Source organism: Motilimonas thetidivivens (assembly GCF_046452435.1).
Classification (GTDB): Bacteria; Pseudomonadota; Gammaproteobacteria; order Enterobacterales; family CBDFNC01; genus Motilimonas.
Genome location: NZ_JBKFDK010000024.1, coordinates 1 through 20,782, shown reverse-complemented (window position 1 = coordinate 20,782; position 20,782 = coordinate 1). Strand labels below are relative to the sequence as shown.

19 protein-coding genes are annotated in these 20,782 nt (G+C 43.9%); 9 read left to right on the top strand and 10 right to left on the bottom strand.

Translation table 11 applies throughout. The features are described 5' to 3' along the window. Positions 1-114: 114 nt before the first annotated feature. From ACK8OT_RS15815 to fabB, 3 genes are all read right to left on the bottom strand, one after another. Complete coding sequence (locus ACK8OT_RS15815; RefSeq protein ID WP_410197483.1) at positions 115-1,131, bottom strand: aspartate-semialdehyde dehydrogenase; 1,017 nt, start codon at positions 1,129-1,131, stop codon at positions 115-117. Positions 1,132-1,156: 25 nt separating this feature from the next. Next, positions 1,157-2,281 carry a 4-phosphoerythronate dehydrogenase gene (locus ACK8OT_RS15810; RefSeq protein ID WP_410197482.1) on the bottom strand — a complete coding sequence of 375 codons (1,125 nt, stop codon included), beginning with the start codon at positions 2,279-2,281 and terminating at the stop codon, positions 1,157-1,159. Positions 2,282-2,413: 132 nt separating this feature from the next. Further along, positions 2,414-3,625 carry a beta-ketoacyl-ACP synthase I gene (fabB, locus tag ACK8OT_RS15805; protein ID WP_410197481.1) on the bottom strand — a complete coding sequence of 404 codons (1,212 nt, stop codon included), beginning with the start codon at positions 3,623-3,625 and terminating at the stop codon, positions 2,414-2,416. Positions 3,626-3,746: 121 nt separating this feature from the next. Here fabB and mnmC point away from each other — a divergent pair, with 121 nt between their 5' ends. Further along, positions 3,747-5,717: a bifunctional tRNA (5-methylaminomethyl-2-thiouridine)(34)-methyltransferase MnmC2/FAD-dependent 5-carboxymethylaminomethyl-2-thiouridine(34) oxidoreductase MnmC1 gene (gene mnmC, locus ACK8OT_RS15800; RefSeq protein WP_410197480.1), complete on the top strand. Its 1,971-nt coding sequence runs from the start codon at positions 3,747-3,749 to the stop codon at positions 5,715-5,717. 36 nt (positions 5,718-5,753) lie between these two features. On the opposite strand, the gene ACK8OT_RS15795 is transcribed toward mnmC, so the two are convergent. Further along, a complete protein-coding gene (locus tag ACK8OT_RS15795; RefSeq protein WP_410197479.1) occupies positions 5,754-6,353 on the bottom strand; it encodes a DUF922 domain-containing protein in 600 nt (199 codons plus the stop codon). A gap of 356 nt (positions 6,354-6,709) precedes the next feature. Between ACK8OT_RS15795 and ACK8OT_RS15790 the strand changes: the two genes are divergently transcribed. Beyond that, positions 6,710-7,780: a response regulator gene (locus ACK8OT_RS15790; RefSeq protein WP_410197478.1), complete on the top strand. Its 1,071-nt coding sequence runs from the start codon at positions 6,710-6,712 to the stop codon at positions 7,778-7,780. Positions 7,781-7,782: 2 nt separating this feature from the next. After that, entirely contained in the window at positions 7,783-8,757 is a 975-nt protein-coding gene (locus ACK8OT_RS15785; RefSeq protein WP_410197477.1) for a GGDEF domain-containing protein, read from the top strand. Positions 8,758-8,759: 2 nt separating this feature from the next. Here ACK8OT_RS15785 and ACK8OT_RS15780 read toward each other — a convergent pair whose 3' ends face one another. Together ACK8OT_RS15780 and ACK8OT_RS15775 are read right to left on the bottom strand one after the other, a co-directional pair. Further along, on the bottom strand, positions 8,760-9,023 hold the full coding sequence (locus tag ACK8OT_RS15780; protein ID WP_410197476.1) for a YfcL family protein: 264 nt from the start codon (positions 9,021-9,023) through the stop codon (positions 8,760-8,762). Between the two features lie 5 nt (positions 9,024-9,028). Further along, positions 9,029-9,568 (bottom strand): elongation factor P hydroxylase, encoded by a 540-nt coding sequence (locus ACK8OT_RS15775; protein ID WP_410197475.1) that lies wholly within the window; start codon positions 9,566-9,568, stop codon positions 9,029-9,031. A 289-nt stretch (positions 9,569-9,857) separates the two neighbouring features. Between ACK8OT_RS15775 and ACK8OT_RS15770 the strand changes: the two genes are divergently transcribed. After that, positions 9,858-10,910 carry a 3-deoxy-7-phosphoheptulonate synthase gene (locus ACK8OT_RS15770; protein ID WP_410197474.1) on the top strand — a complete coding sequence of 351 codons (1,053 nt, stop codon included), beginning with the start codon at positions 9,858-9,860 and terminating at the stop codon, positions 10,908-10,910. Here the strand turns inward: ACK8OT_RS15770 and ACK8OT_RS15765 are convergent, their stop codons facing one another. The 4 genes from ACK8OT_RS15765 to ACK8OT_RS15750 form a co-directional block, all read right to left on the bottom strand. Beyond that, positions 10,911-11,906: a succinylglutamate desuccinylase gene (locus ACK8OT_RS15765; protein ID WP_410197473.1), complete on the bottom strand. Its 996-nt coding sequence runs from the start codon at positions 11,904-11,906 to the stop codon at positions 10,911-10,913. 122 nt (positions 11,907-12,028) lie between these two features. After that, complete coding sequence (locus ACK8OT_RS15760; protein ID WP_410197472.1) at positions 12,029-14,503, bottom strand: glycogen/starch/alpha-glucan phosphorylase; 2,475 nt, start codon at positions 14,501-14,503, stop codon at positions 12,029-12,031. 431 nt (positions 14,504-14,934) lie between these two features. Beyond that, a complete protein-coding gene (gene pgm / locus ACK8OT_RS15755) occupies positions 14,935-16,581 on the bottom strand; it encodes a phosphoglucomutase (alpha-D-glucose-1,6-bisphosphate-dependent) (protein WP_410197471.1) in 1,647 nt (548 codons plus the stop codon). Positions 16,582-16,603: 22 nt separating this feature from the next. Next, on the bottom strand, positions 16,604-17,266 hold the full coding sequence (locus ACK8OT_RS15750; protein ID WP_410197470.1) for a replication initiation regulator SeqA: 663 nt from the start codon (positions 17,264-17,266) through the stop codon (positions 16,604-16,606). A gap of 260 nt (positions 17,267-17,526) precedes the next feature. Between ACK8OT_RS15750 and ACK8OT_RS15745 the strand changes: the two genes are divergently transcribed. The 5 genes from ACK8OT_RS15745 to fur all read left to right on the top strand — a co-directional run bounded on the left by ACK8OT_RS15745 (position 17,527) and on the right by fur (position 20,078). Next, positions 17,527-18,294: an alpha/beta fold hydrolase gene (locus ACK8OT_RS15745; RefSeq protein WP_410197469.1), complete on the top strand. Its 768-nt coding sequence runs from the start codon at positions 17,527-17,529 to the stop codon at positions 18,292-18,294. 71 nt (positions 18,295-18,365) lie between these two features. Further along, positions 18,366-18,587: a DUF2788 domain-containing protein gene (locus tag ACK8OT_RS15740; protein WP_410197468.1), complete on the top strand. Its 222-nt coding sequence runs from the start codon at positions 18,366-18,368 to the stop codon at positions 18,585-18,587. A gap of 12 nt (positions 18,588-18,599) precedes the next feature. Next, the gene (ybfE, locus tag ACK8OT_RS15735; protein ID WP_410197467.1) at positions 18,600-18,878 is read left to right on the top strand and encodes a LexA regulated protein; all 279 of its coding nucleotides are present in this window, start codon (positions 18,600-18,602) and stop codon (positions 18,876-18,878) included. Positions 18,879-18,900: 22 nt separating this feature from the next. Then, the gene (gene fldA / locus ACK8OT_RS15730) at positions 18,901-19,428 is read left to right on the top strand and encodes a flavodoxin FldA (RefSeq protein ID WP_410197466.1); all 528 of its coding nucleotides are present in this window, start codon (positions 18,901-18,903) and stop codon (positions 19,426-19,428) included. A 227-nt stretch (positions 19,429-19,655) separates the two neighbouring features. Further along, a complete protein-coding gene (gene fur / locus ACK8OT_RS15725; RefSeq protein WP_410197465.1) occupies positions 19,656-20,078 on the top strand; it encodes a ferric iron uptake transcriptional regulator in 423 nt (140 codons plus the stop codon). Positions 20,079-20,782: the final 704 nt, after the last annotated feature.

Below are 20,782 nucleotides of genomic sequence, written 5' to 3'. Positions count from 1 at the left end.
TGGGATACAGGGACTAGAATTGAGATCCAGCCCCCTATTTTGCTACTTCTTTACTTAGTCAGTAGCGGGTATTTGTATAGAAACGAGTGCTTTAACAAATATTTGCGGGCGAAACTACAGGTAAAACTGACCAATTTGCTCTGCAATTTGCACTAGGTTAGTCGCGCTGCCTTTTCTTACATTGTCGATAGCGAACCAAAGCTGTATGCCATTTTCATTGGCCAAATTTTTACGCACACGATCGACATACACGGTATCCTGCCCTAGTGCATGGCCAACACAAGTTGCCAGCTCATCATCTTGCTCCACCAGCTCAACCCCTTGGCTATCACGGATCATGGCTGTAATTTCATTAATTTCGAGTGGATAACGTGTTTCTACATGCAGCACGGCTGACATTCCATGAAACACCGGCACAATAACGCAGCTAGGAATAACGTCTACCTCTGGATCGTTTAACACCAAAGGTAATTGACTTGCTATTAACATCTCATCTTGGCTGTAGCCATTTTCATTTAACTTGCCTGCCAAGGGTAAGCAATTAAAAGCGATTTGTTCGCTAAAAAAATCTGCCTCAACCGGCTTAGCATTAAGTAACTTGGCGGTTTGTCCAGCCAAGGCTGCAACGCCTTTTTTACCCGCAGATGAAACCGACTGGTAAGTGGTGATATTAACCTTACTCAATCCAACTTCGTCTTGAATCGATTTGAGCACTAAGCTGGCAGCGATAACCGCACTCGATGGGCTAACTACAATCCGTGATTGTTGAATCTGGGCTAAAGCGCCAGCGTTAATCTCAGGGACAACTTGAGCAACATCTGGCTCATTAGCAAACGCCGATGAACTATCAATAACTAAACAGCCTGCCGCTTTAGCATCGTCAATATACGTTAAGGCTGCTTCATTTCCAGCACAAAAGATAGCAATTTCAACCTGCGTCCAATCGAAATTTTGTGCCAGTCTCACTCTGTGACGTTTACCTTTAAACATTAACGTTTCACCGTCACTGTTTTCAGAGCCTAGCAAGAATAATTGATTTACTGGGTATTCACGCTCTTCCAGCTGCTCTACCACTGCATTGCCAACCGTACCGGTAGCGCCTAATACAGCAATATTAATTAAACGTTCCATTTTATCTCTCTATCAAATTTCAGTTTTAGTCAGCGATGGTAAAACCAAGTGCAGCTAATAGATGTGCTTCTTGGTTCTCGCCCAAAGACACGGTTAAGGTTGAAAACTCACGACGCTCACGGTAATGCTTACGCATCAAGTCAAACCCATTTGGCTGATTAATTTCCGCTCGCATAATATGGTCATCACGGCGCACATCGTAAACTAAATGCACCAAGGATTTAACGAGGTTTTGGTTAAGCTCAGCATTGATTTGAATATTATCCACCACCGCCTTAGGCAAATAATCGGTCACTTTCTTCTTGGTTGGTTGCCCTAGGTGTTGGCACAAAGCCTGATATAAAACGTCGGTACCATTGGCTTTGCCTTCTAGGCTATAACCCGCAATATGGGGCGTCGCAATAGCGGTATAGGGGAGCAGCTGGGTTTCGATTTCTGGCTCATTTTCCCACACATCTAAGATCAGGGTGGGTAAGCATCCGGTTTCGACTCGTTCAAGCAAGGCTTGATTATCTATCACGCCGCCCCTTGAAGTATTGATTAATACTTGCTCATGATTCAATTGGCGTAGGCGCTGCTGATCGAATAAATGCTTAGTGGCAAACTCTCCTTGTGTGGTCAGCGGTACATGCAAACTAATAAAATCACATTCCATGATGGTTTTCATATCAACAAACTGGCGACTGTCGCCGGCTTGCTCAAGTAGAGGATCACACAAATAGCACTTCATTCCCAATGCGGTGAGTTTTTGCCACACCGCACTGCCGGTATTCCCTGCCCCGACAATACCCACGGTTTTCCCTTGTAGGTTTATCAGATGCTTTTCGGCGTGAACCAAAATGGCACTGACGACATATTGCGCAACCGACTCCTTATTGCAACCAGGGGCGCTCACAAAAGGAATATCACGGGATGCTAAGTACGCTTTATCAATATGATCCATGCCGATAGTCGCGGTACCAACAAACTGCAAACGAGTATTTTGGCCCAATAAGTCTTGATTAACCTGGGTGATAGAGCGAACCAAGAGCACATCGGCATCGGCTAACTGATCCGCCGTTACTTTGCGACCTTCAAAGAAATGCAGTTCACCGAGATCACTGAACATTTCTTTAGCAAAGGGGATATTTGAGTCGAGGAATATTTTCATCTTGGGATTAATTTTGCCTAAACAAACTTAAGTTTCATAAACGGCTTAAATGGACAAGCTCATTGCTAACCGCCAGAAACAAAAAAGAGCAGAGATAGCTCCCTGCTCTAACGATAAACGCTTTTACTTAGCTTAAACTTTTTGGAAAACTAAGGTTGCGTTCGTGCCGCCAAAACCAAAGCTGTTTGACATCACTGTCTTAAGCTCGGCTGGTTCAGCTTGATTTCTCACAATTGGCAAGCCTTCTGCTTTTTCGTCGGCTTGCTCAATGTTAATGCTTGGTGCAATAAACTTATTTTCAACCATTAATAGGCTGTAAATAGCTTCGTGAACACCCGCTGCGCCCAAAGCGTGGCCTGTCATGGCCTTAGTTGCACTGATTTTAGGTGCGTTATCACCAAAGACTTCGCGAATAGCTTCAAGTTCACGTACATCACCTACTGGCGTAGAAGTACCATGGGTATTGAGGTAATCAATCTCACCATTGACCGTTGCCATGGCTTGCTTCATACAACGCACAGCACCTTCGCCCGATGGTGCAACCATGTCGTAACCATCAGATGTTGCGCCGTAACCTACGATTTCAGCGTAGATTTTAGCACCACGGGCAACTGCATGTTCGTATTCTTCAACCACGACCATACCGCCACCGCCTGAAATAACGAAACCATCACGATTCGCATCATACGTACGTGACGCTTTTTCAGGGGTTTCATTGTACTTGGTCGACAGCGCGCCCATGGCATCAAATTCCATCGCCAGTGTCCAGTGTAGCTCTTCTGCTCCACCAGCAAAAACGATGTCTTGTTTACCTAATTGAATCAACTCAAGGGCATTACCAATACAGTGGGCACTGGTTGCACAAGCTGAGCTAATTGAGTAGTTAACACCTTTGATCTTAAACGGCGTAGCCAAACAAGCTGAAGTGGTACTCGCCATGGTGCGAGGTACCATGTATGGGCCAACTCGTTTAACACCTTTGTTACGCAAGATATCCGCGGCTTCAACTTGGTTCTCAGATGAGCCCCCACCTGAGCCAACGACTAATCCAGTGCGCTCATTAGAAACGTCTGCTTCAGAAAGGTTGGCATCAGCAATGGCTTGTTCCATTGCTAGGTAAGCAAACCCTGCTGCATCACCCATAAAACGCATGATTTTACGGTCAATGTGTTCTTTAGGCACAATATTCAGTGCACCCCACACCTGACTACGTAAGTTAAACTCGGCAAATTGCTCAGAAAAACGAATACCGGACTTGCCGTTTTGTAATGAAGCAAGTACTTCCTCTTTATTGTTACCAATACTGGAAATAACACCGATACCTGTGATGACTGCTCTTCTCATTTATAGACCCTGTGGTTCTCTCGTTGCCGCCATTGTAGCATTTTATCTATGACAACTGGTCGGCTTTCGACAATATAAGGTAAAATCGGCGCTATCATGCCACAAAATAGCGAAACTTTCTTTGATAAATCATAAACTCGAGAATGCCCAACTAGAATGGAATGCCAATGGCACCCCGGTATCCAGTCAATTTGATGACATTTATTTCTCAAACATCAATGGTTTAGAAGAAACCAAACACGTATTCATTACGGCAAATGGACTGCCGAACAGATGGCATAATTTTGCTCGAGATCACTTTGTGATTGCTGAAACTGGCTTTGGCACTGGATTAAATTTCTTAGTCGCGTGGCATACTTTTAATCAATTTAAGCAAGCTTACCCTGATCAAGGGCCACAGCGACTGTATTTTACTAGCTTTGAAAAATACCCACTAACCCAAAAAGATTTACAATTAGCGCTAGCACAATGGCCAGAGCTTGCCCCATTAGCCAAACAATTGGTAGCAGACTACCCGAACTGTGTGTCAGGAAGTCATCGCTTAAGCCTACAACAAGGACAGGTGATACTCGACCTTTGGTTTGGCGATCTTCATGATTCACTACCGCAGCTTTATTGCCCCGCACAAGGCCTAGTCGATTGCTGGTTTTTAGACGGTTTTGCGCCCAGTAAAAATCCGGATATGTGGTCACAATCCTTGTTTGATGCAATGGGCAGACTAGCAAAACCTGGTGCCACGGTGGCAACCTTTACCGCGGCAGGATTTGTCCGCCGAGGTTTAACCGATGCAGGCTTTACCATGACCAAGCCAAAAGGCTTTGGGCGTAAGCGTGAAATGCTAGCGGGCCACTACAGTGAAGCGCCAAAGGTACTTACCATAATCAAGGGTGAAAATAGAGAGCCCGCTACATCAAGCGCCGATGCTATCACTCTAGTAGGCGGTGGTATTGCCGCTGCGGCAACCGCCCTTGCTTTAGTGCGCAAAGGTCGCAAGGTCAACCTGTATTGCAAAGATAGTCAATTAGCCAGCAATGCCTCGGGCAACCGCCAAGGGGCACTTTACCCACTAATTAGCCCCAATAATCCGATCAATACTGAACTTTTCATTCATGCCTTTGATTATAGCCGTCAGCTATTAAGACAAGTGGCACACCAAGGTATTCGACATCAGTTTTGTGGCGTTATTGAATTAAATTACGATGACAAATCAGCAAAAAAAGTAAATCTAATTGAGCAGCAAGACTACCCTTGCTCGCTGGTTAAAAGTTTAACGCCCGAGCAAGCCAATCAAGTAGCTAATCTGCCAATTAATACCAATGGCCTGCTATACCCTGATGCCGCTTGGCTTAATCCTGGGGACTATACGTGCGCCTTGATAGCTCAAGCTATTGAAACTGGGCTTCTCACCATTCATTTTGACAGTCTGATCAGTGATATTGTGGCCAAGGATACAGGCTGGCAATTTAGGGTGAACGGTCAGTTAGAGTCCGCGCAAATCATGATTCTATGTACTGGCTCAAACCTTGATTTTGCGCAGCTAAAAGCGCTTCCCCTCTTTCCAGTTCGCGGACAAGTAAGCCATGTTAATACGTCACCAGTTAGCCAAGACTTAAAAACCGTCCTGTGTTATCAAGGTTATATGACGCCAGCAGATGGCAAGTCCCATTGCATAGGTGCCAGTTATGGCCGTAATCAAGATGCAGTTAATTTTAGTCAAATCGAACAGCAGCAAAACCATGACAAGTTGTTAACGTCGATGCCGCAGGTTGATTGGCCAAAAGAATTAGATTTTACCAATAAAGATGGGAGGGTAAGTGTCCGTTGTGGTACCCGAGATAATTTACCGTTTGTTGGCAAGGTGCCGATATACCAAGAGTTTGTGAACTTTAATCACAGCGAAAAACTAGAACATCATGATTTATATATGCTAAGTGCATTAGGGTCGCGCGGCTTATGCACTGCACCTTTGATGGCCGAATTGCTTGCTTGTGAAATAGTAGGGGAGCCCCTGCCTGTTGGCAAAGAGGTGCTCGCTCGATTACACCCTAACCGTTACTGGCTTCGCAGTGTAAAAAAAGGAAGACCGCTATAAGCGGCCTTCCTTTTTGGAAAACTTAATAAGATGAAGTTACTTAAACGAGAGCTTCATCTTTCTATCGTAATCAGCGCTTTCTGCTTTGGCCTTGGCAAGGTAGCGATAACCTGCTTTATCAACGCGCTGTTGTAGCTGAGCACAATCTAAATTGGTTGGCGCTAACTTAATGCTTTCAATTAATTGCTCCGCAGCCTTGACTACAATATCTTTGTGGCCACTCTCGTGATCAAGCAAGCCACCTAGGTAAGTCTGCCAATGGGCTTGAGCCGTCTCAGATTGCTCATCAACATTTAACCATCTTGGTACCACGATATCGATTTCAATATCGACACCCGCATCACCGACCCGACATTGTTTACCCTTTTGTTCAAATGCAAGCTGCCAGTTCATATTATAACTGGCTTTACCCGCAGCCTTATTACCCGCTTGTCCAGCTGGGCCAACAATACGAATCTTTTGAAAAAGTTCATACATACTTTGGGCTTCAAGATCATAGAACTTGAAATTAACATTCACATTTGGTGATAAGGTAGTTAATTTGCTAGACGTTTGCCAATCAGAGGCTGCCAGAGCACTGTTTGCACCTAGACCTAACGTACAACAAAGGATTGAGAGTAGAGATAAGCTTTTCATTATTAATTATTATTTTCCCTGTGATTGGCTCACAATTGAGATTTAGCAGCCCAATAAAAATCCGCACCAAGCTATCATTTAGGCAGAAATTGAGCAAGTTTCAAGATGATAGTTTTACTCTTTTACTGATGTTTCTCACAAAATGCTTGATTTGCAGGTTTTTTCATACTGTTGATAGCCGACTCAATCGGCTATGCTAAGACAGTTAATCGTCGCCTTAATCACTCATTCGACCAATGCGCCGCTGTGCCAGAAATATCACTCATTTCAAAGTAAATGAGCCGATATAAGTACACTCGATGGCAATATTGCGATTATTGCCATAAGATGAAATAAAGCATTGATAGGAACATCTCATGTCACTACCCATTCTCATTTGTGATGACTCAGCACTTGCCCGCAAACAAATGGCCAGAAGCTTGCCGGACAATTGGAATGTAGATATCACCTTTGCAACTCATGGCGCTGAAGGTATAGAAGCGATTAAGAAAGGGTTAGGTAACGTTGTTTTTCTTGATTTGAATATGCCTGTCATGGATGGCTACGAAGTATTGGAAGCCATTTGTAAACAAGACCTAAATGCATTAGTCATTGTGGTTTCGGGCGATATCCAACCCGAAGCCAGAGAAAAGGTGATGGGCTTTGGCGCCCTAGATTTTATTAAAAAACCGGTAAGCAAAGAAAAAATTGCCGATATTCTCACCCAATATGGGGTGATCAACGAAGCCGACTTAATACCGACACCCGAGCCAGTTACTCCTCCACAAACAGCACAAGTGGTTGCCGAATTAGCCCAAGACGACATCAACGAATATTCTGGCCCGAAAATTGAATTACCTAATGATGCGCGAGATGCCTATCAAGAAGTCGCCAATGTTGCCATGGGTCAGGCCGCTGACCTACTTGCCCGATTGCTTAATGTATTCGTTTTACTCCCCATCCCTACGGTTAATTTGCTTGAAGTCAGTGAATTGACCATGGCGCTTGAAGCGGCAGAGTCAAACGATACCATTTCTGCCGTATGTCAAGGCTATATAGGTGCTGGCATTGCAGGTGAAGCACTCATTTTGTTTCATGACTCCAGCTTTAAAGACATGGCTAGCCTGATGAACTTTCAAGGTGAGCTCAATGAACAAGCGGAAATTGAAGTCATGATGGATATTGCCAATATCTTAATTGGCGCATTTCTTAAAGGCTTTGCCGAGCAATTAGATATGTCATTTAGTCAAGGTCACCCCGTGGTGTTGGGCCAACATTGCCAAATCAAAGATTTAGTCAATGAGAATCAAACTCGCTGGAAGCAAACATTGGCGATTGAAATAAACTATGTCATTGAAAATAAACACATTCACTGTGATTTACTAATGCTGTTCACGGAAGATTCCATCACGACCCTAAACAATAAACTCACTTATTTGTTGAATTAATTATGCAAAATAGCGCTTTCGATTTAAAAGAATTTCATTGGATGGTTGAGATGGTGCAAACCATCGATGTTGGCCTAGTGGTGCTGGATCGCGACTATAAAGTGCAAGCCTGGAATGGCTTTATGGAAAATCACAGTGGCAAAGGTGGCAGCCAAGTTCAAAACCAGATCATGTTTGATTTGTTTTCAGAAATCCCGAAAGACTGGTTAAGTCAAAAAATTGAATCGGTTTTTTTACTGAAAAACCGAGCTTTTACTACCTGGGAACAAAGGCCTTACATATTTCGCTTTAAAAACTACCGCCCCATTACTGGCACCGCTGAGTTTATGTATCAAAACATGACCATCATTCCTTTGATGAGCTTAACTGGCGAGGTGACTCACGTCAGCTTGATCATTTACGATGTGACCGACAGCGCGGTAAATAAACTACAACTGAAAGATCTCAACGACCAACTTAAAGATCTAAGCCGTATTGATGCCCTCACCCAATTGTATAATCGCGGCTACTGGGAAGAACAATTACATCATGAGTTTGCTCGCTATAAACGAACTCAGGTTAATGCCTGTTTAATCATGTTCGACATTGACCATTTCAAACGCGTCAATGATACCTATGGCCATCAAGCCGGTGATAAGGTTATTCAAGCGGTGAGTGCAACATTGAAACAAAATCTACGTGAAACGGACATTGCAGGCCGTTACGGCGGGGAAGAATTTGCGGTGTTATTGATTGATACCGATGCCGAAAAAGCCCTGTTTTTTGCTGAACGTTTGCGCAAAAGTATCGAGGCACTGCATGTTTACCATGACGAACATGATATCTGTTTTACCGTGAGCTTGGGCATAGCCCAAACCCATCCTCAGTTACCTTCACCAGAAGAGTGGCTAAAACAATCAGACAGTGCTTTATACCGTGCCAAAGAATCGGGCCGCAATAGAACGTGTGCAGCACCGCTGCCTAATTCCGAAGGCTAGCTTTAGCCTTCGATTAACTGCTGCCACATGGTTTCAACCAAAACTTGATCGCCAGGACTTAACTCTCGCGCCGCAAATGCATTTGCTAATTCCTGCTCAACTTGAGCAATAAAATCTTGTTTCGAATGCTTCTCTGCTTGTTCACAATGGGCTAAAGCTAAGCTTAAATGGCCACTAAGATAACCCGATGCAAATAGCGCATCACTGTCACCCGTATCCAAAATTTGCGCTATTTTATGCTCAATACCCTGATACAACTCATACATATTTTTTACCTTAAATACATGCCTTTATATTCAAATGAGGCGGGAGTTAACGGCGCTACACCATAAAATTGCGCTAATGCCTGCATTAAAGTTTGCGCGCGAGGAGGAAAGCCTTGCTCTAGGTACTTTAGCACTTGGTCATAAACTTGATGCTGAAAGCCAAGCCGGTCAATTTCAATGCCCGACAGATTGTCACAACTCACCGCAAAAGCAAAGCCACAACTGGCAGCTAGCCCCCACTCTACCGCTTGAGGCTTAATCTCCACTTTCTCGAACTCGGCTTGCTGCTGAGCAGTGCGGCCATCTGGCTCATACCAGTAACCAAAATCAACTAGTTGCCTGCGAGCCTTACCGGCAATACACCAATGAGAGATTTCATGTAATGCGCTGGCAAAAAATCCATGAGCAAAAATAATGCGATGATGAGGATGGTGTTGGTCAGCCGGTAAATAGATAGGCTCATCTTCACCTGCTACTAATTGCGTGTTCTCGCTGCGCAAAAAACACTGTTCAAATAGCCTAATTAAATCTTGATAGCGGTGCAATTTAACTCCAGCCCCTTAGTCACTGCCAAAAACACCGCATTCTACCTACTCAAGGTCAAAGCGACAAACATCAATGGGCTCAGCTCGATTTTTTTAGCTCAACTGATGTGTTTTGCTTTAAAGGTTTAGTATTTTTAGCTAAGGTGATGGCAATTAATTTTGACTTAACGCTAGTGCCCCTCTGGTTTGAGTCAATTTCCATCCTGAAACAGATATTTCCAGCCTACGCTGTTTAAGGAAGTTGACCATGATAATGACCAATTCGCACGACTAACAAGGATGCGGCCTAATGCCATTAAAAACTGACGAGCTACGTACAGAAAAACAAGACTTTCTTATCACGCCTGCCGAGCTAAGTGATGATCGCCCTCTAAGCGATGCTGCTGCTGGCGTGGTGACCAGAGCCAGACGCGAAGTAGAAGCGATTATTTCAGGTGAAGACAAACGTTTGTTAGTCGTGGTAGGCCCTTGTTCAATCCACGATCCTAGTGCTGGTATTGAATACGCTAAACGCTTAGTCAAACTTAAAGATGAATTAGGTGACGATCTGTGCATCGTGATGCGAACCTACTTTGAAAAGCCACGCACTATCGTTGGCTGGAAAGGTCTTATCAACGATCCTGATTTAGATGGCAGCTACAATGTCAATAAAGGCATCGCCCTTGCGCGTAACTTACTGCTTGATATTAATGAACTGGGCTTAGCTACCGCCACCGAATTTTTAGATATGGTTACGGGACAATACCTTGCCGATTTAATCACTTGGGGAGCGATTGGTGCTCGCACCACGGAAAGCCAAATTCACCGTGAAATGGCGTCGGCCTTGTCATGTCCTGTTGGCTTTAAAAATGGTACCGATGGCAATTTACAAATTGCGATGGATGCAGTTCGAGCAGCTAAAGCACGCCATATTTTCTATTCACCCGATAAACACGGCCGCATGACTATCTATAAAACAGCGGGCAATCCTTATGGCCACATTATTTTGCGCGGTGGCAAAGAGCCTAACTACAGCCAAGAGCATGTTCAAGCCGCTGCAGAGCAACTTTCAGATATAGGGTTAACCCCTCGTGTGATTGTTGACTTCAGCCACGGTAACAGTTTAAAACAGTATAAGAAGCAGTGGGATGTGGCTAACGATATCATGGCCCAAATGCGCAGCGGCTCTAAGGCTATCGCCGGCGTTATGATCGAAAGCTTCTTAGAAGAAGGTAATCAAGCCGTTGAAGACGGCAAAGAGCTCGTATTTGGTAAAAGTATCACGGATGCTTGCATCAACTGGCAAGACACCGAAAATATGCTGAGAGAATTAGCGAAAGCCAGCCGAGATAGTCGAAAATAATCAACTCACATAGGGAGTCAGGGTCAATAACGCTCTGGCTCCATTTTCTACCTTGGCATTAGGAAACAAGATCCACTCCTGATTCGCCTGCACGCAATATTCTTTCTCCGCTTCTTTTGCCAATACCTCCCCTTGCTGAAAACAACTAAAGTTGGCCGCATCAGCAGCAAAAGCCAACATAAAATCATCATGATACTTATTAATTTGCTGAGCGATGGTGAACAGTTGTAGCTCATGGCTCACTTCAGCCTCGCCCTTCACTTCATCTAATGACAGTAAGGAAATAAGGTAATCCTGAAATATTTGATGATCGAGCATGTTATTTTGTGCCCAAGGCAAGGCCTTGCCTAATTCTAAGGTGGCAGCCTGAGCACCATATTGGATATAAGATGCATAACTAAAAGTATTAGTGGCAAGCTGACTCAGCACCGCGGCTTGGATCCCTGCTTGTTGCAATTTATTTAACTGCGACGACAACGGCCTGTGCGTAATATCAATACAAGGGCTTTTAGCGACAGGCACCACGGCAAAACGCCGATAAAAAGAATCTCGGATAGCACAATGACAATCCCAATGGAGCTTTTGTTTGGCATCATGTAGCTGAAAAAAGCGCGCCACACATAGCTCTAATAAAGCGGCGCGCATGGATTCAATGCAAGCTGCTACGCGCAGATGTTGACCACAGAACAACCGATTCAGATTGGTGTCGCAATAGCGCACGGCTTTAGCCAGTGCTTGTGGATGACCTAAGATAAATAAACAAGCGTGTTTGGGAGTCAAAACCTGACCAATAATGCGTGCCACTATTTCATTTAACACCAGCACGGGGGCAGTCTCATTACCGTGAATTCCCGCTGATAAAACCAGACTGAATTGGCTTTCACCGGGCAAATACAACACCCCTGGAGCCCAGCATTCAAGCTTTAAATGCTTTGGAAATTGGGCAACAAACTCTGCTTCGCTGATCTTACCTAATGTGAAGTCGATAAAGCTCATTGCTATGCCCCCCATTTCGCATCTCACTTAAGTATAAGCAGCTTGCGAAAATTAGGGGAAAGCAATCACCCTCCATAAAATGGGGAAGGCAATGCCTTCCCCTTTAGATTAACAAAGAGCGGTTAGCTCAGCGGACACGCCTCTAAATGCCAGATAGTATCGACATAATCTTGGATTGAGCGGTCGGAGTTAAATTTACCCATACTTGCCGAATTAATAATCGCCATTTCAGCCCATTTAGCTTGATCTCGATAAGCGGCATCAATTCGCTGATGGGCATCAAGGTAGCTTTGGTAGTCGGCTAAACATAAGTAATTGTCACCCCATTCAAGCAAACTACGCTTAACATCAGACAATTCGCCTGGGTGGCCTGGGGTAAAGTAATCACTGTCTAGCCAATCCAGCACGGCTTTAAGCTCATCGTTTTTGTAGTAGTAATCAAACGGGTTGTAGCCGGCTTTTTTAATGGCTTCCACTTCATCAACATTCAGACCAAAGATAAAGATATTATCTTCACCCACTTCCTCGGCAATTTCGATGTTAGCGCCATCTAGGGTACCGATAGTGAGCGCACCATTAAGTGCCAGTTTCATGTTACCCGTTCCCGAGGCTTCTAATCCCGCGGTCGAGATCTGCTCAGAAACGTCGGCAGCCGGAATTAACTTCTCAGCCAATGAAACGCGATAGTTTGGCATAAACACCACTTTTAGCTTGCCCTTAATTCGATCATCATTGTTGACCTTATCCGCCACTTTATTAATGGCATAAATGATTTTTTTAGCCATGTGATAACCTGGCGCTGCTTTGGCTCCAAAGATAAATACCCGAGGTACCATGTCTAGCTCAGGGTTAGCTAATAAGCGACGGTACAAGGTGAGAATATGCAATAGATTAAGCTGCTGGCGTTTATACTCATGTAGGCGCTTAATTTGAATATCAAAGATAGCATCCGCACTGACTTCAATACCGGTTAGCGCTTTAATTTCATCAACTAACTTAAGCTTGTTGTCACGCTTAATTGCCATAAATGTCTGTTGGAATTTTTTATCTTTCGCCTTTGGAAGAGCATCTTTGAGCATATGCAGCTGAGTTGGCCAGCCCGCACCAACGGTTTTGTCGTATAGTGCAGCCAGCTCAGGGTTAGCTGATTTCAACCAGCGACGCGGCGTGACACCGTTTGTCACATTGACAATTTTGCCTGGGTATAAAGCATCAAACTCGGGGAACAGATCTTTTTTCACTAAACGCGTATGAATAGCCGCAACCCCATTAACCTTGTAAGAAGAAACCACGCTCAGATAAGCCATGCGAACCATGCGCCCGCCTTCTTCATTGATGATAGATAACTTGCGCTTCATCTCATCATTACCGGGCCACTTAGCCTCCACTTCTTGCTCTAAGAAACGGCGGTTAATTTCATAAATGATTTCCAAATGACGCGGCAATACCCGCTCAAACAAAGCAACCGACCAGTTCTCTAACGCTTCAGGTAATAAGGTATGGTTGGTATAAGCAAACGTGTGACTAGACACATCCCAAGCCTCACTCCAAGTTAGCCCTTCTTCATCAATTAAGATCCGCATTAACTCAGGTACTGAAATGGCGGGGTGAGTATCATTAAGTTGAATCGCTACTTTGTCAGCAAAGATAGACCATTTCTCACCGTTGGCGCGTTTAAAGCGACGAATAATGTCTTTAATTGAACAGGCACAGAAAAAGTACTGCTGGATCAAGCGTAGCTCTTTGCCTTGCTCGGTTTCATCATTAGGGTAAAGTACTTTTGATACGGTTTCGGCTTGGGCTTTTTCAGCTTGTGCATCCACGTAACCACCGGCATTGAATACGTCCCAGTCAAATGCTTCGCCCGGCTTACTTTCCCATAGTCGAAGCACATTAACCAGATTAGCACCATAGCCAACAATAGGAATATCCCAAGGCACCCCTTTCAATTTACGCCCAGCGTGCCAAACCTTGCGCATCGAGCCATCAGCTTCAAATACACTTTCTACATAACCATATAATGGCACTTCTTGGACCGACTCAGGACGACAGATTTCCCACGGGTTGCCATATTCACGCCAGCTGTCAGGACGCTCGATTTGATGGCCATCGCGAAACTCTTGACGGAATAAGCCGTGCTCATAGTGAATACCATAACCGATTGCTGGGTAGCCTAAAGTGGCTAATGAATCGATATAGCACGCAGCCAATCGACCTAAGCCACCATTACCTAGCGCCATATCAGGCTCTTCTTCACACACTTGGTAAATATCTTTACCAAGCTCCTGCAGCGCTTGTTGCGCTTCGGTGAAGAGTTCTAGGTTATGTAAATTGTTAGAAAGCAAACGCCCCATTAAAAATTCAAGGGAGAGGTAATTTACTGCTCGGGTATCTTTTTTTGCATGAGTCGCTTGTGTCTCGGTCAATTTTTCAAACACAAGTTCATTAATTGCTGCACAGGTTGCGTTCCACCAAGCCTTATCATTAGCTTTGTTTTCATGTGTGCCTAAGGTAGAACGAAGATGATGAACGATACGTTGCTTTAGCTTATCAGCACTAATATCAAAAGGCTTAACCTGTGTTTTCTTTGTCGCCATGGTGGGTTCCTTAACAAATGTACGGGAAAGCGTGTAAACGTCACTACAGGAGACGGTTAAACACAAAAAAATTGCTAATTAAAAGTAAACTATCCATTGTTGATTTACCAGTAAATAAGCAATAAGTGTGATTAACTTTTGTTACAGTTCAATGATCTAGATGCTCTTGACAAGCAAGTTAGCCATCGGCCTGCTCGTCTATTTTGTCAACTCTCAAGTCCAAAGTGTGGATATAAATAGCAAACACAACACGCTCAAAATTGATTGTATTCGGCTAGGCATAGAGGTGTGCCTGAAGGGTGTTGTAACTACATAATATAGCGCGAAAATAACAGCGCCACTCTCAAGAGAATGGCGCTGATAGATATCATATTGATGTATCGTGCTTTACCTGCTGGCACTAGCACGAAGTTGGCTATTTAGAGCTAACTCTATAGACCCGCTTTTGCAAAGGCGGCAGCCACAATTTGCTGCGCTTCACTTTGGATCAAGCTAAGGTGTTGCTCATCAACAAAGGACTCAGCATAGATTTTGTAGATATTCTCGGTACCAGAAGGGCGAGCCGCAAACCAGCCGTTTTCGGTCACTACCTTTAACCCGCCAATCGCCGCATCATTCCCCGGCGCTCGAGTAAGCTTAGCGATGATGGTGTCGTTTGCTAAGGTGCTGGCCTCAACTAAGTCTGGATTAAGTTCACTTAATACCGCTTTTTGTTCAGGTGATGCAGGTGCATCAAGGCGTTGATAGAGCGGCGCACCAAATTCTGTCGCCAGAGCTTGATAATGCTCACCCGGATCTTGTTTGGTCACGGCGATAATTTCAGCGGCTAATAGCGCTAGGATGATGCCATCCTTATCGGTACTCCAAACGCCACCGTCACGGCGTAAAAATGACGCACCCGCACTTTCTTCACCGCCAAATCCAAACTCGCTATTAAAGAGCCCATCAACAAACCACTTAAAGCCCACTGGCACTTCACATAATGGCTTGTTAAGTTTTTCCGCTACGCGGTCAATCATCGAGCTAGACACTAAGGTCTTACCGATTTTGGCTTCTGTCGGCCAGTTTGGCCGATGCCCAAACAGATACTGGATCGCTACTGCCAAGTAATGATTCGGGTTCATTAAACCGACCGACGGAGCCACGATACCATGACGGTCATAGTCAGGATCATTGGCCACTGCGATATCGAATTTGTCTTTAAGTTGGATCAAACTTGCCATGGCATAAGGCGATGAGCAATCCATGCGGATTTTGCCATCCTTATCTAAGGTCATAAATGAGAAAGTAGGATCGACGCGATCATTAACCACGGTAATATCCAACCCATAATGCTTGGCAATGACAGGCCAATACGCAACACCTGAGCCACCTAAGGTATCAACGCCAATTTTCACGCCCGCAGCGGCTATCGCTTTCATGTCAATGACATTTTCTAAATCAGCAACATACGGCATGATGTAGTCGTAATGCTCGGCCTGTGCTAGCGCGGCTTGATAATCCATGCGCTTAACCGCCGCTAACCCTTGAGCTAATATCTCATTGGCGCGGTCTTGAATAATTTTTGTCACTCCACCATCAGCCGGACCGCCATTGGGTGGATTGTATTTAAATCCACCATCTTGGGGAGGATTATGTGACGGTGTGATAACTATGCCATCGGCGAGTAACTGGTCGTTATGACGATTATGCGCCAAAATAGCGTGAGAAATAACCGGTGTCGGGGTGAACCCGAGTCCTTTTTGCACGACGACATGCACGCCATTGGCTATCAACACTTCAATCGCACTGGCAAAGGCTGGCTCAGATAAAGCATGAGTATCTTTGCCTAAAAACAAAGGGCCTTGATAACCTTGTTGCTGGCGATACTCCGCAATGGCTTGGCTTATCGCTAAAATATGATCCTCATTAAAAGCCGAATCAAATGAACAACCACGGTGACCAGAAGTACCGAATGCAACTTGTTGCTCGCGGATATCAACATTGGGTTTATTGGTGTAATAAGCCGATACCAAAGTGGGAATATTGGTAAGATCTTGCTGCTGAGCAGGCAAACCTGCACGAGGGTGAAGTGACATAATTATCCTTTAATTATTGATATTAAATTTTTGCGCATGCTTTCTCTATCACATGATGAGCATACCCCATACTTGCCATCAACTGCGCGATAATGATGCGTTTTCTTCCGTTATTTGCATTAGTGATAACCCAAAACGGGGTATCAGCAATAGCACGTGGTTTACACGTTTTTCCGCCTTCTTCCAAGGCTGTTTCTGATGCGGCTAAATAGAGTCTTTTTCGGCCTCGAGTCGTTTCACTGGCTTTTGCAAAAGCGCTCGGTGAATCTTGATACATAGCAGATAGCATTAACAAAAAGCGCTCAACAGAGTGCTCAATAGTGCTTAGCTCGTGACTATCAAGTAACGCTTGTAGGCCTGTCGCATCAGGTAATGAATCAGATGCTGCTGATGTGTCTTTAGCATGACTTGCTACATTAGATTGTACGTCATTGACATTAACATCAGATTGGTCAGCATTAGCCTTTTCAACTCGTTTAGTATCGCTGTCATGTTGAGCTGTTGCAGACTCAGTCGACGCATTATTAGTGCTAATTGTGCTCGGCTGCACATTTGCTCGGTCATTATTTGGCAAGGGAGGCAAAGATAACAAACGACGTAATATTTGAGACGCACTTTCACCAATATTTTGGGTTTGAGCTGCTATGTATTGGTACAACTCATCATCTAGCTCTATTTTTTTCATTTCTTACAAACATTTCCGGCAAAACATTGAGGGATTATACCCAGAGTAAAGACGACACTCCAATGACTTTAAGACAAACTGCCGTTACACTGGTCGAGGAAATCGGTTTCTGCCAAAACTTCCCCTACAAAGTGTTGGCATTTTTTCTGTCTCGGCATTGGTCTACCGATAATTAATCCCTTTAGCTTATGCCGACTTAACAATGAAATCGATGATTTAATTGCATATACATGACAAAAAAATGAATAAAGAGTAAATAAATGCAACTTAATTACAAAATCAGCGGCCAAGGCGATGCTGTATTTTTAATCCATGGTTTGTTTGGTAGCTTGTCGAATTTCGGCTTATTACAACAAACCTTAAGCACACACTACCGGGTTATTTGTGTAGATGTTAGAAACCATGGCGAATCGCCCCATCACCCAAGTATGCGTTATCAAGACATGGCACAGGATATTTTAGAGTTAGCCAAACTGCTCGATATCTCAAGCTTTTCAATTGTTGGCCACTCTATGGGCGGCAAAATTGCCATGCAAGTGGCACTGCTCGCGCCGGAACGGGTAAATAAACTCGTTGTTGCCGATATGTCGCCAGTCAATTACGAACCACGTCATCAGGGTGTATTTGCTGGCTTGCAAGCCGTTGCTGAAGCTGATTTCAAAACACGAAGTGAAGCACAGACCTGTCTGAGCCAGTACGTCGAAGAAGTCGGTGTGATCCAATTTCTATTAAAATCACTATATAAGTACAAGGATAAGATGATCTGGCGTTACAATCTTGACGCCTTAGTCAATGGCTATGCAGATATTATCGCTTGGCCAGAAACCACGGCCACCTTCCAAGGCCCAACTTTGTTTATTAAGGGCGAGCTCTCAGACTACATTATCAAGGATTATTGGCCGAGTGGGGCAAAACATTTCCCTCAGGCAAAGATAAAAATGATCATGGGTACAGGTCATTGGCTACATGCTGAAAAACCAGTGGTGTTCAATAAAATTGTGGCTAATTTTTTGGCCGCAACAAGTTAGCGAATGATGGGGAGTTATGTTATATTCCCGCCGTTTATAAATAGCCTTAACGAACTTACGTTGATTAACTTATGTTAAGTGAATACACAGAACAAATTGAAACTTTCGGCCTGTACGGCTTTTACGTCATTTTATTCTTGCTGATCGGGCTATCCATTAATGATGTACTAAAACGCAGTAACGTGCCGACCTATGGCCGTACCATTGTTTGGATGGTATTGTTCTTGGGCTGTGCTGGATTCATTTCAAAAGGCATTATTGAAGTATTTTGGGAGTCCAATGGGCTTGGTTAAGCAGTATATACAATGGCAAAAGAGCTAACTGATAGAACAACGATAGATCTTTTCTGTGATGAAAAACGGCCCGGTAGGCCAAAGACAAACCCTCTATCGCGAGAACAGCAACTAAAGATCAATAAACGCAATCAAATCAAGCGCGATAAAGCGAAAGGTTTGAGACGAGTAGAATTAAAGGTCGAGCAAACCTTGTTTGAACAACTGAACGATTTAGCACTACAGCAAAACATGAGCCGCAGTGAACTAATTGTTTATATGCTAGAACAACAACTTAGACCACAACAGTAACAGATAAAACGGGTAGAAAAATATGGCAAGTGTAGGGATATTTTTTGGTAGTGACACTGGCAATACCGAAGCTGTGGCAAAAATGATCCAGAAGCAACTTGGTAAGAAACTAGTTGAAGTAAAAGACATTGCTAAAAGCACTCAAGCTGAGATCGATGAGTTCAGCCTGCTTTTATTCGGTATTCCGACTTGGTATTACGGCGAAGCCCAATGTGACTGGGATGACTTCTTTCCTGAACTTGAAGAAATTGATTTTAGTGAAAAATTGGTTGCCATCTTTGGCTGTGGTGATCAAGAAGACTATGCCGAATATTTCCTTGACGCCATGGGTACCTTAAAAGATATCGTTGAATCCAAAGGTGCGACCATCGTCGGTCACTGGCCAACACAAGGCTACGAATTTGAAGCCTCTAAAGCCCTTGTTGACGAAAACCACTTTGTGGGCCTAGGTATCGATGAAGATCGTCAACCTGAACTAACCGCCGAGCGCGTAGAAGCTTGGGTTAAACAAATCTACGACGAAATGTGTTTAGCTGAACTAGAAGATTAAGCTGATGTCAGGCGCAGATTTACCTTAAAGGATCCAGGTAAATCTGTGCAAACTTCGCCAACGAGCCAAGCTTGTCATAATATAAATACAACTGAATGTTATTTTTGTTAAGACGTACCTTGCTCAACTCAACTAAAGCATTGTAAGCTTCCTTATATTCATCTTGGAATTTTCCATAGGGAAACATTCCATTTTAAACCAACTATTATCAGGACAACTTCCCTACCATGGCCGATAACAATAAAGCACTGAAACAGGCGGGTTTAAAAGTCACCTTACCTAGACTCAAAATCCTTGAGCTATTAAGACAGCCTGATAGCCAACACATTAGCGCAGAAGACTTATATAAAAAGCTCATTGAAATGGGTGAAGAAATTGGTTTGGCGACCGTCTACCGAGTGCTTAACCAGTTTGATGACGCTGGCATAGTCACCCGTCATCATTTCGAAGGCGGTAAATCTGTGTTCGAGCTTTCAACAATAGAACATCATGACCATTTAGTATGTTTGGATTGTGGTGAAGTAATCGAATTTACCGACGATCTAATTGAAGATCGACAAGAGAAAATTGCTCAGCAACACGGTATTGAATTAACTAATCACAGTTTGTACTTATATGGTCGTTCGGTGGATGGGAAATGTAACCATTAGTCTTGCAACGGCAACCTTGTGGTTAAATTATCTAAGCAAGGTGAGATGTTTACGTCTCACCTTTTATTTTCTATGCTCCCATATACCTGATCAACTTATACCAATCTTGAAAGTTAATTTGTCGGATTACCCCTCTTCATCAGCAAAATTGACTTACCCTCTCTAACTGATCCCAAAAATTACATACCTTCGATACGATATCGCGACAATCAGTAAGGCATTGGTTTACAGTCAATGGTGTCTTACCTGCTCTAAACTTGGTTACTCCTCTAAACCTCTCATGCCCTTCTCCCTAAACAGAGTTATCCATATATTAACTCTTTCGGGTGACTTTCAGGAACCTAGCTATCATTGGAAGAGTTTTACCATCCTAGATATGTACTAATGCCAGTAAACGCATTTTTATCGAGATGGATTTTTGTTGGCTAGCAAGCTTTTCGAAATCTATATTGTCGAGAGAAGTCATCGTCGTTTGAGTTAAGGACTGTGACTTAATTAGATCATATTTTAACTAATGAGTGAAATGGCATAGCATGAACTGAATCTTGTAAGGCCGGATTTTGCTCTGGGAATCTGTTTAGTTTTCTGAAGACGTAAAAATGCTGTAAGGGCTTCTTCGAATGGGAGCATGGTGAAGGCCGGTGTCCTTTGCTTTGTCTTCAGACGTAAAAAAGCCCAAGTCATTAGACTCGGGCTTAGTATGG

Bases quoted from the DNA above. Each gene is read 5' to 3' on its own strand.
- ACK8OT_RS15740 (WP_410197468.1), top strand. From the start codon at position 18,366: ATGTTAAGTGAATACACAGAACAAATTGAAACTTTCGGCCTGTACGGC.
- ACK8OT_RS15745 (WP_410197469.1), top strand. From the start codon at position 17,527: ATGCAACTTAATTACAAAATCAGCGGCCAAGGCGATGCTGTATTTTTA.
- ACK8OT_RS15765 (WP_410197473.1), bottom strand. From the start codon at position 11,906: ATGAGCTTTATCGACTTCACATTAGGTAAGATCAGCGAAGCAGAGTTT.
- ybfE (WP_410197467.1), top strand. From the start codon at position 18,600: ATGGCAAAAGAGCTAACTGATAGAACAACGATAGATCTTTTCTGTGAT.
- fur (WP_410197465.1), top strand. From the start codon at position 19,656: ATGGCCGATAACAATAAAGCACTGAAACAGGCGGGTTTAAAAGTCACC.
- ACK8OT_RS15770 (WP_410197474.1), top strand. From the start codon at position 9,858: ATGCCATTAAAAACTGACGAGCTACGTACAGAAAAACAAGACTTTCTT.
- ACK8OT_RS15785 (WP_410197477.1), top strand. From the start codon at position 7,783: ATGCAAAATAGCGCTTTCGATTTAAAAGAATTTCATTGGATGGTTGAG.
- ACK8OT_RS15750 (WP_410197470.1), bottom strand. From the start codon at position 17,266: ATGAAAAAAATAGAGCTAGATGATGAGTTGTACCAATACATAGCAGCT.
- fldA (WP_410197466.1), top strand. From the start codon at position 18,901: ATGGCAAGTGTAGGGATATTTTTTGGTAGTGACACTGGCAATACCGAA.
- ACK8OT_RS15780 (WP_410197476.1), bottom strand. From the start codon at position 9,023: ATGTATGAGTTGTATCAGGGTATTGAGCATAAAATAGCGCAAATTTTG.
- pgm (WP_410197471.1), bottom strand. From the start codon at position 16,581: ATGTCACTTCACCCTCGTGCAGGTTTGCCTGCTCAGCAGCAAGATCTT.
- ACK8OT_RS15795 (WP_410197479.1), bottom strand. From the start codon at position 6,353: ATGAAAAGCTTATCTCTACTCTCAATCCTTTGTTGTACGTTAGGTCTA.
- fabB (WP_410197481.1), bottom strand. From the start codon at position 3,625: ATGAGAAGAGCAGTCATCACAGGTATCGGTGTTATTTCCAGTATTGGT.
- ACK8OT_RS15810 (WP_410197482.1), bottom strand. From the start codon at position 2,281: ATGAAAATATTCCTCGACTCAAATATCCCCTTTGCTAAAGAAATGTTC.
- ACK8OT_RS15815 (WP_410197483.1), bottom strand. From the start codon at position 1,131: ATGGAACGTTTAATTAATATTGCTGTATTAGGCGCTACCGGTACGGTT.
- ACK8OT_RS15790 (WP_410197478.1), top strand. From the start codon at position 6,710: ATGTCACTACCCATTCTCATTTGTGATGACTCAGCACTTGCCCGCAAA.
- ACK8OT_RS15760 (WP_410197472.1), bottom strand. From the start codon at position 14,503: ATGGCGACAAAGAAAACACAGGTTAAGCCTTTTGATATTAGTGCTGAT.